This window comes from Defluviimonas sp. SAOS-178_SWC, from assembly GCF_039830135.1.
Classification (GTDB): Bacteria; Pseudomonadota; Alphaproteobacteria; order Rhodobacterales; family Rhodobacteraceae; genus Albidovulum.
Genome location: NZ_CP156081.1, coordinates 1,403,638 through 1,416,012 on the forward strand (window position 1 = coordinate 1,403,638; position 12,375 = coordinate 1,416,012).

The window sequence follows — 12,375 nt, forward strand, 5'->3', positions numbered from 1 at the left end:
GAAACCTCAGGCGATCACTCTGCAGGCATCCGCCGACCGGCCGAAGGCCGCGATGGGGATGATTTGGGCGCTGATGCTGGCGGCGGCGCTGGCGATGGGCCAGGTCATTCGGGCCGAGGCACGCGCAGCCCCAGAAAGCTTCGCCGACCTGGCCGAGAAGATCAGCCCCTCCGTCGTGAACATCACCACGACCACCACGGTCGCGGCGCCGACCGGTGGCGGCCCGATCGTGCCCGAGGGTTCCCCCTTCGAGGACTTCTTCCGCGATTTCGGTGGCCCCAACGGGCCGCGCGGGCCGCAGCGGTCGAACGCGCTCGGCTCCGGTTTCGTGATTTCCGAGGACGGCTACATCGTCACCAACAACCACGTCATCGAGGGGGCGGACGAGATTTCGGTCGAGTTCTTCTCGGGCAAGACGCTCGATGCGGAACTGGTGGGAACCGACCCCAAGACCGACATCGCGCTTCTCAAGGTCACGAGCGACGAACCGTTGCCCTTCGTCAACTTCGGCAATTCCGACGTGATGCGCGTGGGCGACTGGGTCATGGCGATGGGCAACCCGCTGGGCCAGGGTTTCTCGGTCTCGGCCGGCATCGTTTCGGCGCGCAACCGTGAGCTCAGCGGCACCTATGACGATTTCATCCAGACCGACGCCGCCATCAACCGCGGCAATTCGGGCGGTCCCTTGTTCAACATGGACGGCGAGGTGATCGGCGTGAACACCGCGATCCTCAGCCCCAATGGCGGCTCGATCGGCATCGGCTTCTCGATGGCGTCGAATGTCGTGTCGAAAGTTGTCGGCCAACTCAGGGATTTCGGCGAGACGCGGCGCGGCTGGCTTGGCGTCCGCATCCAGGACGTGACCCCGGACGTCGCCGAGGCGATGGGGCTTGCGGTCGCGCGCGGTGCCCTCATCACCGATGTTCCGGACGGCCCGGCGAAGGACGGCGGCATGATGGCCGGTGACGTCATCACCTCGTTCGACGGGGTGGAGGTTGCAGACACCCGCGAACTGGTGCGCCGTGTCGCCGATGCCGAGGTCGGCAAGGCGGTGCGGGTCGTGGTCCTGCGCGAGGGCAAGAGCCAGACATTGCTGATCACGCTCGGCCGTCGCGAGGCGGCGGAAGGCGAGACGGTGCAGACCTCGGCCGAACCGACCGAACCTGTCGCCAAGGATGTGCTCGGCATGACCCTGAACGTCCTGACGGACGAGCAGCGCGGCGAGCTTGGGCTGGCCGACGATGCGAGCGGTCTCGTGATCACCGATATCGACCAGGCGAGCGAAGCCTTCGAAAAGGGGCTCCGCTCTGGCGACGTGATCACCGAGGCCGGGCAGCAGAAGGTGGCGAGCCTTTCCGATCTGGACGCGCGCATCACGGAGGCGAAGGATGCCGGGCGCAAGTCGCTCCTCCTCCTCATCCGGCGGGGTGGCGATCCGCGCTTTGTGGCGCTGTCGGTCGAATAGGTCCCGATCCCATGTGGACCGGAAAGCGCCCCTCGCGGGGGCGCTTTTCTTTTGCGGCGTGCCTCGGCGCGGTGCCCGTCAGATGGGTCGCCCCGGTCGCAATCGGTCCGCTGGGCCGATCATGGCGTGTGGGCACCCTCGACCTCGACCATGATCAGGGCGCATGCGGCGGACGGGGTGTCCGCCGCGACGCACGCGCGAAAGCGGGCCGGCCTGACCCGAACGTGATGTAGAGGGCGAGGCTCGCCACCACGACCGCGCCGCCGAGGATCATCGGCGCGGTCAGCGGCTCTCCGGCAAAGGCATAGACCCAGACCGGGCCGAGCACGGTTTCGAGCAGGAGAAGCAGGCTCACATTCGCGGCGGCCGTGTGCCGCGAGGCCTGGGTGAGGGCGAGGAAGGAGGCCGGCAGGATCACGAGGCCGCTGACCGCGATGGCGGCGATGTTGCCTGCCGCCGCAGCCACCGGTCCGCCTGAAAGCGCCAGTCCCGCCAATCCCGCCAACATCGCGCCAGAGCCGATCGCCGGCATAATCGGCACGGCCCGTGCGTGCCGGATGATCACGAAGCTCAGCGCCAGCATCGCCGCGACGCCCAGCCCGGCGACCGCGCCCAGGACAGACGCGCGGTCGAGCGTGATGTCACCGCTTTCGCTGCCGAAGACCGCGATGGCGATCCCGGCGAGGACCGCTGCTGTCGCGATCCAGGTCGCCCGGCCGGTGGCCTCGCCGCCGACGAGGCGGGCGAAGAGGGCGGCAAAGACCGGCACCGTGGCGACCCCGAAAAGGACGACAGGCACCGGCGCCATCGCGATCCCGAGCGAAAACAGCGTGGCGTTGAGCGCGTGGCACAGGATGATCGCGATCCCCGCCCGCGATCGCAGCGCCCGACGCCCTTGCGCACCGCCGAAGAGCCAGAGCGTGATCAGCACCGCGCCCATCAGGAGCCCGCGCCAGGCCAGCATCTGGAACCCGTCCATTCCCGACCAGCGCATGAAGAGCGTGTCGGGCGTCAGGATCAGCGCGCCGAAACCGGCAAGCGCGAGACCGTATAGCGGATGGCGGGTCATGGAAGCTCCGGCTTGGACGGCCCTTCCTATCGTGCTTCGCGGGTCCGGTGTACCGGAAATCGACGCGCTCCGGCTGTGATCAGGGCTGTCCGGCGGTCTCCGGTGGCGGCAGCCACATGGGTCTGCCTCTGGGTGGAGAAATTTCTTTTGAAAACAGGGGGGGGCGCAATCTTGGTGCAGAGCTGAGATTGCCTCTTTTGTCAGAAAGGTTTGCCTCTCATGGGCCGCGTCGAGTTCGCCAACGCCCGAAGCTCCGTTCAGGCAGCGCGTGGCGAACGGCTGGAAGGAGCCCAAATTGACCCAATGCCATACGACCTATGATTGCCAGTATTCACAAATCGTGCGACCAAATGTGAATGATAAACCGCAACCAAATGTTCGAACTCATGCTGGGAGTTGATCCAGCGTTTTCAAAGCTCTGGAGTGAATTCACCGATGAGTGGTCAAACGAGCCCGAAGACCTTCCACACTATCTCTTGATTTCTGATGTCGTTCGCAAGTGCTCAAGAATGCTTGCTGAAGGCGAAAAACATAATGTTGGCAAGGTTTTTGAGGTTGTTGAGAGATGGCTTGTTGAAGGTGATCCATACGTCAGACAGGTTGCTACAGTTGGATTTATCGAAGATTTACAGAACGCGAATCTTCACGATGGAACGGAGCCCAGAGATTTCATTCAATTTCTGGGGCCAGAAAGCTCCTATTGGTGGACGAAAGTGGAGCGGTTTTGGAACCACGGTGAACCTTTAGTGGATGACCGATAGCGTACCGATAGTTCAATGTCGAACGGCAGCTTCGTCCGCGACAGCCCGGTCAGAGGCTATATTTCTGACGAAAAGGGCAGAACTATGTGGTCCAGCCCATCCGGGCCTTTGGGCCGCAGCCGGGCTTGAGAAGTTCATCGAGCATGTCGGTGATATCCTCGATCCGTTCGGCGACGACATGGACGACCTCGCTGTCGCGCTGGAGGCGGCCGGTCACCCTGAGAAGCCGGCCGGCGACGACGGCGCGGCGAAACCGCTCGAAGACCTTGCGCCAGATGACGACATTGGCCACCCCGGTCTCGTCCTCCAGCGTGAGGAAGGTCACGCCCTTCGCGGTACCCGGACGCTGCCGCACCAGAACCAGCCCGGCCACCGTCACCCGCGCCCCGCCGGGCGGCTCGTCGAGCCGTGCATGCGGGATCGCCGAGGGCGGGCGGGGCCAGTCGGAGAGCGGGGTATAATCGGTCAGCATGAGAACAATAATAGAACATTCACCACTTCGCGCAAGGGGCCGCCCGGCTCTGGCAAATGCCGGAAATTTCGCCTATGTCGGCCGGACGGAAGACCGAAGGCGAAGGCAGGCTCATGGCGAAGATCACTTACGTGGAATTTGGCGGCACCGAACATGTGGTGGATGTCCCGAACGGGCTGACCGTAATGGAGGGCGCGCGCGACAACGGCATTCCGGGGATAGAGGCCGATTGCGGCGGCGCCTGCGCCTGTTCGACCTGCCATGTCTATGTCGATCCGGCCTGGGTCGAGAAGCTTCCCGGGCGCGACGCGATGGAAGAGGACATGCTCGACTTTGCCTATGAGCCTGATCCGGTCCGTTCGCGGCTGACCTGCCAGATCAAGGTGACCGAGGCGCTCGACGGGCTGAAGGTCTTCATGCCCGAAAAGCAGATCTGATGCGGGCAGGGGCGCGGCGCCAATCGTCGCGCCCGTGGCGGCGGCAGGCCCGCCGCGCGCTGATACCGGTCGCCCTTTGGCTGGCCGCGACCGGCATGGCCGTACCTTCCGTCGCCGCGGATATCGTCGCGGCCGAATACGGCGAGCCCACCACCCGTTACCCGCATGGCGCGCTCGGCGATCCGGTGGAGCATGCCCGCCTCACGGTCCGGCTCTCCGACGGGCAGCGCCTCGCGGCCCGCATTCCCGATGCGCTCGTCTTCGAGGATACCGCACCGCGGCTCGCCGACCTCGACGGGGATGGCGGGAACGAGATCATCGTCGTCGAAAGCCACGAAGGGCAGGGCGCGCGGCTCGCGGTCTGGGGCCTCGTCGACGGCCGGCTTGTCCGCCGCGCCGCCACCCCCTTCATCGGCCGCCGCTTCCGCTGGCTTGCCCCCGTTGGCGCCGCCGATCTCGATGACGACGGCCAGGTCGAGATCGCCTATGTCGAGACCCCGCATCTGGGAAAGACCCTGAAGATCGTCCGTCTCGCGGGCGACCGCCTTCTCCCCGTCGCCGAGGCGAAGGGCCTGACCAATCACCGCCTTGGCGATCCCTTCATCCAGGGCGGGATCGCGGTCTGCGACGGTCGCCCGACGATCCTCACGGCCGATGCCGGCTGGACCCGGATCGTCGGGACGACCTTCGCCAAGGGCCGGCTGACCTCCCGCCATCGTGGCCCCTATCGCGACAAGCAAGACCTCGACAGCCCGTCGGGCTGCGACTGAGTCAGGTCAGGAGATAATCCACCGGTGTCACCGGCTCGGGCGGCGTCAGCCCGAGATGCGGGGCAAGCGAGATTTCCACCGTCCGGCACATCGCGTCGAGCGGCAGGCCGTTCGGCGTCGCGCCGAAGGGATGGCCGAGTTCCTCTGTCACCTCGGCGAGTCCGAAGAAGACATAGGCGACGACCCCCGCGAAAACCGGCGTCAGCCAGCCCGCCGAGTCGATCAGGCCGAGCGGCAGAAGCAGGCAGTAGAGCCAGACGGTGCGGAAGATCAGCAGCGAATAGACGTAAGGCAGCGGCGTGTTCACCAGCCGCTCGCACCCCGCCTGCGCATAGGCGATGGCGGCAAGGCGCTGGGCGAGCGCCCGCTTCCCGTAGCCGTCGAGCGTGCCGTCCCGCGCGGCGCCGGTCAGTTCGACCGCGATCGCGTCGAGCGCGGCGCAGGGCGGATGCGGGCCGTCCGGCAGGTCGGCCACCCACTCCGCCGCCTTGCCGTCCGCTGTCCGGCGCAGGTTCGCCCGGTGCAGATGGAGGAAGGCGAGCGCCAGCCGCAACACCCGCTCCCGCCTGGCTTGCGCGGTCAGGAACAGGTCCGTCTCGCGCCCCAGCGCCCGCATGTCGGCGATCAGCTGGCCCCAGAGCTTGCGCGCCTCCCACCAGCGGTCGTAGGCGGCGTTGTTGCGAAAGCCGAGGAAGAGCGACAGCGCGATACCGAAGACGGTGAAGGGCGCGATGTTCGGATGGGTCAGTTGCAGCCAGTTGCGGTCGACGAGCAGGACGGCGAGCGCGAAGGCCGCGACGATTCCGACTTGCGGCAGGATCTTCAGGATGATCGACCCGCGCGTCGCGAAGAGCAGTTCCCAAAGGCGCGGCTTGTCGCGGAGGATCATGGCTTACCCAAGCGCCCGCCAGCCGATGTCGCGGCGGCAGAACCCGCCCGGCCAGTCGATCCGGTCCACCATCGCATAGGCGCGGTCCCGTGCTTCGGTCAGAGTCGCCCCCCGTGCCGTGACGTTCAGCACCCGCCCGCCCGAGGCGACGATGGACCCGTCGCGCGCGGCGGTCCCGGCATGAAAGACCATGTGCGCGGAATCCTCCGGCAGTTCCTCCAGCCCCCGGATCTGCGATCCCTTGGCATAGGCGCCCGGATAGCCATCTGCCGCCATCACCACCGTCAGCGCGTGATCGTCGGCCCAGTTGGCGGTCGCCGAACCCAGCCGCCCTTCGGCGCAGGCATGGATCAGGTCGAAGGCCTGCGCACCGAGGCGCATCATCAGGACCTGGCATTCCGGGTCGCCGAAACGGACGTTGTATTCGACGAGCCGGGCGCAGCCGTCCTTGATCATCAGCCCTGCGTAAAGCACGCCCTGAAACGGCGTGCCGCGGCGCGCCATCTCGGCCACGGTCGGTTTGACGATCTCGTCCATCGCCTGTTTCAGCACCGCGTCGGTCAGGACCGGCGCCGGGGAATAGGCGCCCATTCCGCCGGTATTCGGGCCGGTATCGCCGTCGCCGACGCGCTTGTGATCCTGCGCGGTGCCGATGGACAGCACGTCCGTCCCGTCGCAGAGAACGAAGAGCGAGGCTTCCTCGCCCTCCATGAATTCCTCGATCACGACCTCCGCCCCCGCCGCTCCGAAGGCGCCGCCGAAGATCTCGGCCAGCCCCTCCAGCGCCTCATCCAGAGTCATCGCGACGATCACGCCCTTGCCGGCCGCCAGCCCGTCGGCCTTGATGACGATCGGCGCGCCTTCTCGGCGCACATGAGCCTCGGCGGCGGCAAGATCGGTGAACCGCGCATAGCCCGCCGTGGGGGCGGCGCAAGCATCGCAGATTTCCTTGGTGAACGCCTTCGACGCCTCGAGCCGCGCCGCCTCCGCCGAGGGTCCGAAGGTCAGGATCCCCGCGGCCCGCAGCGCATCCGCCACCCCGGCGGCAAGCGGCGCCTCGGGGCCGACGATGACGAAATCCACCGCGTTCTCCTCGGCGAAACCGACCACTGCCGCCCCGTCCATGATGTCGAGATCGGCGCATTCGGCCAGCATCGCGATCCCGGCATTCCCGGGCGCCACGATCAGCCGGTCGCATTTGGGGTTCTGCTTGACCGCCCAGGCCAGGGCATGTTCGCGGCCGCCGCCGCCCAAGATAAGGATATTCATCGCCGCCCCCGCTTGGCCTCGTGTTTCCCGCGTTCTAAGGTCGGGGGCGAACGGATACAAGGCGAGCCATGGACATCTTCGAAGAGACCGGCCCCGGCGCCAATGCCCACGAATTCACCGTCTCGGAAATCTCCGGCGCGGTGAAGCGGGTGATCGAGGGCGAGTTCGGCCATGTCCGCGTCCGGGGCGAGATCGGGCGCGTGTCGCGTCCCGCCTCCGGCCACATCTATTTCGACCTCAAGGACGACCGCTCGGTCATCGCCGCCGTGTCCTGGAAAGGGCAGGCGGTGCGGCTGTCGGTCCGGCCCGAAGAGGGGATGGAGATCATCGCCACGGGACGGCTGACTACCTTCCCCGGCCAGTCGAAATACCAGCTGATCGTCGAGGATATCGCCCCTGCCGGCATGGGCGCCCTCATGCTGATGCTGGAAAAGCGCCGCGCCGCACTCGCGGCCGAGGGGCTTTTCGCCGAGGCCCGCAAACAGGCGATCCCCTACCTCCCGGAGGTGATCGGCGTCGTGACCTCGCCTTCGGGCGCCGTGATCCGCGACATCCTGCATCGCCTGCGCGACCGCTTCCCGCGCCGGGTGCTGATCTGGCCCGTCGCCGTGCAGGGCGAGAAATGCGCCCCCGAGGTCGCGGCCGCGATCCGGGGCTTCAACGCGCTGCCCGAGGGTGGCCCGATCCCGCGCCCCGACCTTCTCATTGTCGCGCGGGGCGGCGGATCGCTCGAAGATCTCTGGGGATTCAACGAAGAAATCGTCGTCCGCGCCGCCGCCGAAAGCGCGATCCCGCTGATTTCCGCCGTGGGGCACGAGACCGACACGACCCTCATCGACCATGCCGCCGACCGCCGGGCGCCGACACCGACGGCGGCGGCCGAAATAGCGGTGCCGGTCCGCATCGACCTTCTCGCCTGGACCGGCGAGCAGGGCGCGCGGCTTGCCCGCGCCATCGCGCAGCGGACCGACACGCGGCGGCAGCGCCTGACCGATCTCGCCCGCGCCCTCGGCCGGCCCGAAACGCTCCTCGACCCCGCCCGTCAGCGCTACGACCTCTGGTCCGACCGGCTCGGCCCTGCGCTCCATGCCGCCGCCACCCGCAAACGCGCGGGCTTCAATACCGTGGCGGGCCGGCTCCACCCCGGCCTCCTCACCGGCTTCATCGCCCGCGAACGGCGCTTCCTGAAGGACCGCGCCGACCGCCTGGCGCCTGCTGTCGCGCGCCTTGCCCGCGATGCGGTGCGCGAGAACGCGCGCCGCCGCGCCGATCTCGACCGGATCGCCGCCCGCCTTGCCGCCGCCCAAGCCACGCGGTTCGCCACGCTCGCCGACCGCCTCGCCAGCCTCGACCGCACCCGCCAGACGCTCGGCTATACCGAGACCCTGAAACGCGGCTATGCGGTCGTCCGGGCGGACGGCGCCGTCGTCACCACGAAGGCCGCGGCCGAAACCGCCGCCGCGCTCGAGATCGAGTTTCATGACGGCCGCGTTCCGGCGCTGCCCGGCACGACCGCGAAACCGAAGCGGGCGAAATCCGATCCGCCGACCGATCAGGGCAGCCTCTTCTAGGCCCGTACTCTTCTTCTGTTCCCAAATACTCCGGGGGTCGTCCGTTGGTGCGCCATTGGTTCGAGAACCAATGGACGAAGGGGTGAAACCCCCGGCGGGTCGGCCCGCCGACGGCGGGACGAACGCCCTCAGACGCCGACATTCGGCCCGAGGCAGGCCATCGGCTCGGGGCTCTCCTCGACCGCGATCAGGGGCAGGCCGAAGGGATCGCCGCGAAACCGCGCGAGCAGCCCGTCCTCGGTGTCGAAGAAGGTCCAGCATTGCGGATCGGGGTTGTCCTCGTAGACGAAGCAGATGAAGCCGCTGTCCTCGTACCATTCGCCCTTGCGGCAATCGTCGCCGAGGAAGGCCCAGATCACCTTGCGGCCGGGCAGGTACTGCTCGACCCCGTAAGAAAGCCCGCCGGAATTGTAGTAGAGCGTCCGCCCCACCGTCGCCGCGTCGAACTCCGCCGCCGTCATCGGCGGGCCCGGTTCCGCTCCTGCGGCGGGGAAGGCCAGACAGAGGCTCAGAAGGGCGGCCGCCTTGCGCATCGGGACTCCTCGATCAGGTGATCTCCGGCCCCAGCATGCCAGAGCGCCCATCATCCGGCCAGCCCCGCCGGGGAGTTTCGCGCCGGGGTCCGGCTCAGCTCTTGGCGCGGACAAGGGCGAGGGGGCGGTGCATCACCCGGTACCAGATGTGCGGGATCAGCGCGATCGTGGCCATCGCCGGCAGCGAATAGGGCAGGATCGGCGCCCGTCCGTCCGGCGAAAGCTGAAGCTCCGTATAAGGCCGGGAGGGATGGGCATGGTGATCGGCATGGCGCGGCGCGTTCAGCATCATCAGCCCCGACATCGGGTGCGGCGCGTCCCAGCTGTGCTGCAGGCCCGCCGGCTCGGTCGCACCCGACGGCATCTTCCGCCGCAGGAGACCGTAATGCTGGACGTAATCCGACAGAAGGAGCTGCATCTGCGCATGGGCGCACAGGAGGAGATAGGCCAGAAGCCCGTCGAAGCCGAAGAGCGTCAGCATCAGCCCGACGAACCCCAGCGCCCCGGCGATGTAGATCGTATAGGGGTTGAGGTTGCCGAGACCGCCTGCCTCCCGCTTGGCGCGCAGGTTCTCCTCCATCTCGTATCCCGCGACGAAGGCGCCCGGCCAGGCGCGGGCGGCGAAGAGGTAGAAGTTCTCACCCTCGGCCGCGGTGTTCGGGTCGTCCGTCGTCGCGACGAAACGGTGATGCACCAGCCGGTGGGCCGAAGTGTGATGACCGAAGAGAAGCGAGATATAGACCCACATGCCCAGCCGGAAGAGCCGCTTGTCGGAGCGGTGGATCAGTTCGTGCGCATTGGAATTCGACACTTGCCCGAACCAGAGCCCGAAGGCGAGGAAGGTCGCGATCCAGCCGAAAAAGCCAAAGCCCGCGCCGCCTGACAAGGCCCAGACCGCGAAGACGAGCAATCCGAAATGAAGCGCCGCGAGCACGACCGACAGCCGGTCGGCCATCTCGGTCACGAGCGGCGCCGGACCTTTCAGCCCCCGCCGCTTGGCGATCTCGTCGATCGCGAAGAGGACACCGGTCATCCAGAGAAGCGCCAGAAGGCTGAAGACACCGCCAAACCCGCCCGCGAGCAGGAGGAGCGGAACCGGCAGGAGCGTGGCGAGAAGATACGGACGCAACGGACGCCAGCGTTCCCCGGCCTCGGCGAGCTTCGCCTTCAGGTCGGGGCCGGGCCTGGCATCGGCAACGAGGGCGGCGACGGCCTCCGCCTCGTCCGGCGCATCGGTCGCTGTCTCGGCCGCGTCGACGATCGCGGCGATGTCGGGATCGCGCGGCGCGCTTGTGCCCTCCGCCGGGGCCGGCGGACGGCGCGGTCGCACGACCCGCCCCTTGGCCGATTCGGCGGGCGCTTCCTGCGCCACGACGCGCAGATGCGGCGGCTGCTTCGCGCGGCTTTCCGGTGGCGGGGCGGTGTCCTCGAACGGTTCCGCCCCGCCCTCAAGGGCCGAGATGACCGCGCGCAGCGCCGCTGCGTCGTCCGATTGCTCGATCTTGCTCACCGCGTATAACTCCCGCTTCGTCCCGTCAGGTCGGCTGGATCGAAGATTAGGGGATATTCAAGGCAAAATCTTGGCAATGACAGAGGGGATGGCGCGATCATGACCGCCATGTCACGGGGCGGCGCGGATGGCCCCCGCAAGAATGCCCTTCGTTTTCAGCAGCCGCGGACCCGCCCGGTGCCGCGATCCGGCCTCTGACCCTTCCATCGCCGCCGCGAAACGACTAGGTGAGGGGCAGGGTCAATCAGCCGGGACCGCCGATGTCGCTCTTCAGGAAGCTCAAGGACAAGCTCTTCAAATCCTCCTCGAAACTCGAAGAGGGGCTGGAGGCGATCGTCGCCGAGGGCGCGGCGGAGGACGAGCTTGCCGAGGCGACCGCGCCCGAGCGCGAGCCGATCCCCGCGCCACGGCCCGAACCTGGGCCGGAACCGGAGCCCGAACCGATTCCCGCCCCGGCGCCGGAGCCCGAGCCGGAACCACTGCCCGAGATCGTGCCGGAACCTGAGCCTGCGCCCGAGCCGGCGCCGGCATCGCCAGAGATCCCGCGCCCGGCGCCCGAGATCCCGGCCGAACCGCCCGTTGAAACCCCGCCCGCGCCGGCCGAGATGCCGGAACCGGCCCCGGCCGAGATGCCCGAGCCCGGTCCGATGGAAATCCCCGGCGAGACGATGTCGGTCTCAGACGCGCCGCTGGCCGAACGTCCCGGTTTCCTCGGTCGTCTCTTCAAGCGGCCGGGCGCCGCCGCCGCGCCGCGCCGGGTGCTCGACGACGCGATGCTCGAAAGCCTCGAGGAGCTTCTGATCCAGTCCGACATGGGCGTCGACACCGCGCTTCGGGTCGCGGCCAACCTCGCCGAAGGACGGATGGGCCGGAAGCTTTCGGTCGACGAGATAAAGGGGCTTCTGGCCGCCGAGATCGCGCGGATCATGGAGCCGGTCGCCAAACCGATGCCGCTTTACAAGACCAGGCCGCAGGTCGTGCTTGTCGTCGGCGTCAACGGATCCGGCAAGACCACCACGATCGGCAAGCTTGCGAGCCAGTTCCGCGCCGCCGGCAAGAAGGTGGTGATCGCGGCGGGCGACACGTTCCGCGCGGCGGCCGTCGAACAGCTTCAGGTCTGGGGCGACCGTGCCGGGGTGCCGGTGATGACCGCGCCGGAAGGATCCGATCCCGCAAGCCTTGCCTTCGACGCGATGACGAAGGCGCAAGCCGAGGGCGCCGACCTTCTGATGATCGACACGGCCGGGCGTTTGCAGAACCGGCAGGACTTGATGGAGGAACTGGCGAAGATCGTCCGCGTCATCCGCAAGAAGGATCCGGACGCACCGCACAACACGCTTCTCGTCCTCGACGCGACGACGGGCCAGAACGCGCTGAGCCAGGTGGAGACCTTCCGCAAGCTCGCCGATGTCTCGGGTCTCGTGATGACCAAGCTCGACGGCACGGCAAAGGGCGGCGTCCTCGTCGCGCTCGCCGACAGGTTCGGCCTGCCGATCCATGCCATCGGCGTGGGCGAGAAGATCGACGACCTTGCGCCCTTCGACCCCGAGGATTTCGCGCGCGCCCTCGTCGGGATGGCGGAGTGATCGTTCCATTGGGATCGTGGACGTTTTCGTTGCCTGAATGCCC

Annotated in this window: 12 protein-coding genes; 6 read left to right on the plus strand and 6 right to left on the minus strand. The window is 67.7% G+C overall.

The features are described 5' to 3' along the window. Positions 1-52 precede the first annotated feature (52 nt). On the plus strand, positions 53-1,465 hold the full coding sequence (locus tag V5734_RS07680; protein ID WP_347312917.1) for a Do family serine endopeptidase: 1,413 nt from the start codon (positions 53-55) through the stop codon (positions 1,463-1,465). A 154-nt stretch (positions 1,466-1,619) separates the two neighbouring features. Here V5734_RS07680 and V5734_RS07685 read toward each other — a convergent pair whose 3' ends face one another. After that, entirely contained in the window at positions 1,620-2,534 is a 915-nt protein-coding gene (locus V5734_RS07685) for a DMT family transporter (protein ID WP_347312918.1), read from the minus strand. Between the two features lie 374 nt (positions 2,535-2,908). Here V5734_RS07685 and V5734_RS07690 point away from each other — a divergent pair, with 374 nt between their 5' ends. After that, positions 2,909-3,295, plus strand: coding sequence for a DUF7674 family protein (locus V5734_RS07690; RefSeq protein WP_347312919.1), 387 nt, complete (start codon positions 2,909-2,911; stop codon positions 3,293-3,295). Positions 3,296-3,377: 82 nt separating this feature from the next. Here the strand turns inward: V5734_RS07690 and V5734_RS07695 are convergent, their stop codons facing one another. Continuing rightward, on the minus strand, positions 3,378-3,767 hold the full coding sequence (locus V5734_RS07695) for an OB-fold nucleic acid binding domain-containing protein (protein ID WP_347312920.1): 390 nt from the start codon (positions 3,765-3,767) through the stop codon (positions 3,378-3,380). A gap of 113 nt (positions 3,768-3,880) precedes the next feature. Here V5734_RS07695 and V5734_RS07700 point away from each other — a divergent pair, with 113 nt between their 5' ends. Further along, a complete protein-coding gene (locus V5734_RS07700; RefSeq protein ID WP_347313591.1) occupies positions 3,881-4,204 on the plus strand; it encodes a 2Fe-2S iron-sulfur cluster-binding protein in 324 nt (107 codons plus the stop codon). A gap of 95 nt (positions 4,205-4,299) precedes the next feature. Then, positions 4,300-4,974 (plus strand): FG-GAP repeat domain-containing protein, encoded by a 675-nt coding sequence (locus V5734_RS07705; protein WP_347312921.1) that lies wholly within the window; start codon positions 4,300-4,302, stop codon positions 4,972-4,974. Position 4,975: 1 nt separating this feature from the next. On the opposite strand, the gene V5734_RS07710 is transcribed toward V5734_RS07705, so the two are convergent. After that, complete coding sequence (locus tag V5734_RS07710; RefSeq protein WP_347312922.1) at positions 4,976-5,863, minus strand: bestrophin family protein; 888 nt, start codon at positions 5,861-5,863, stop codon at positions 4,976-4,978. Between the two features lie 3 nt (positions 5,864-5,866). Continuing rightward, positions 5,867-7,132, minus strand: a complete 1,266-nt coding sequence (gene purD / locus V5734_RS07715) for a phosphoribosylamine--glycine ligase (protein ID WP_347312923.1) — start codon at positions 7,130-7,132, stop codon at positions 5,867-5,869. A 68-nt stretch (positions 7,133-7,200) separates the two neighbouring features. Here purD and xseA point away from each other — a divergent pair, with 68 nt between their 5' ends. Then, positions 7,201-8,703 (plus strand): exodeoxyribonuclease VII large subunit, encoded by a 1,503-nt coding sequence (xseA, locus tag V5734_RS07720; RefSeq protein WP_347312924.1) that lies wholly within the window; start codon positions 7,201-7,203, stop codon positions 8,701-8,703. A gap of 128 nt (positions 8,704-8,831) precedes the next feature. On the opposite strand, the gene V5734_RS07725 is transcribed toward xseA, so the two are convergent. Together V5734_RS07725 and V5734_RS07730 are read right to left on the minus strand one after the other, a co-directional pair. Then, positions 8,832-9,236: a hypothetical protein gene (locus V5734_RS07725; protein WP_347312925.1), complete on the minus strand. Its 405-nt coding sequence runs from the start codon at positions 9,234-9,236 to the stop codon at positions 8,832-8,834. Between the two features lie 94 nt (positions 9,237-9,330). Next, positions 9,331-10,746 (minus strand): alkane 1-monooxygenase, encoded by a 1,416-nt coding sequence (locus tag V5734_RS07730; protein ID WP_347312926.1) that lies wholly within the window; start codon positions 10,744-10,746, stop codon positions 9,331-9,333. A gap of 260 nt (positions 10,747-11,006) precedes the next feature. Between V5734_RS07730 and ftsY the strand changes: the two genes are divergently transcribed. After that, on the plus strand, positions 11,007-12,332 hold the full coding sequence (gene ftsY, locus V5734_RS07735; protein ID WP_347312927.1) for a signal recognition particle-docking protein FtsY: 1,326 nt from the start codon (positions 11,007-11,009) through the stop codon (positions 12,330-12,332). Positions 12,333-12,375 lie beyond the last annotated feature (43 nt).

Coding starts and splice junctions, on each gene's coding strand:
- V5734_RS07680 (WP_347312917.1), top strand. CDS start 53: ATGGGGATGATTTGGGCGCTGATGCTGGCGGCGGCGCTGGCGATGGGC.
- V5734_RS07685 (WP_347312918.1), bottom strand. CDS start 2,534: ATGACCCGCCATCCGCTATACGGTCTCGCGCTTGCCGGTTTCGGCGCG.
- V5734_RS07690 (WP_347312919.1), top strand. CDS start 2,909: ATGTTCGAACTCATGCTGGGAGTTGATCCAGCGTTTTCAAAGCTCTGG.
- V5734_RS07695 (WP_347312920.1), bottom strand. CDS start 3,767: ATGCTGACCGATTATACCCCGCTCTCCGACTGGCCCCGCCCGCCCTCG.
- V5734_RS07700 (WP_347313591.1), top strand. CDS start 3,881: ATGGCGAAGATCACTTACGTGGAATTTGGCGGCACCGAACATGTGGTG.
- V5734_RS07705 (WP_347312921.1), top strand. CDS start 4,300: ATGGCCGTACCTTCCGTCGCCGCGGATATCGTCGCGGCCGAATACGGC.
- V5734_RS07710 (WP_347312922.1), bottom strand. CDS start 5,863: ATGATCCTCCGCGACAAGCCGCGCCTTTGGGAACTGCTCTTCGCGACG.
- purD (WP_347312923.1), bottom strand. CDS start 7,132: ATGAATATCCTTATCTTGGGCGGCGGCGGCCGCGAACATGCCCTGGCC.
- xseA (WP_347312924.1), top strand. CDS start 7,201: ATGGACATCTTCGAAGAGACCGGCCCCGGCGCCAATGCCCACGAATTC.
- V5734_RS07725 (WP_347312925.1), bottom strand. CDS start 9,236: ATGCGCAAGGCGGCCGCCCTTCTGAGCCTCTGTCTGGCCTTCCCCGCC.
- ftsY (WP_347312927.1), top strand. CDS start 11,007: ATGTCGCTCTTCAGGAAGCTCAAGGACAAGCTCTTCAAATCCTCCTCG.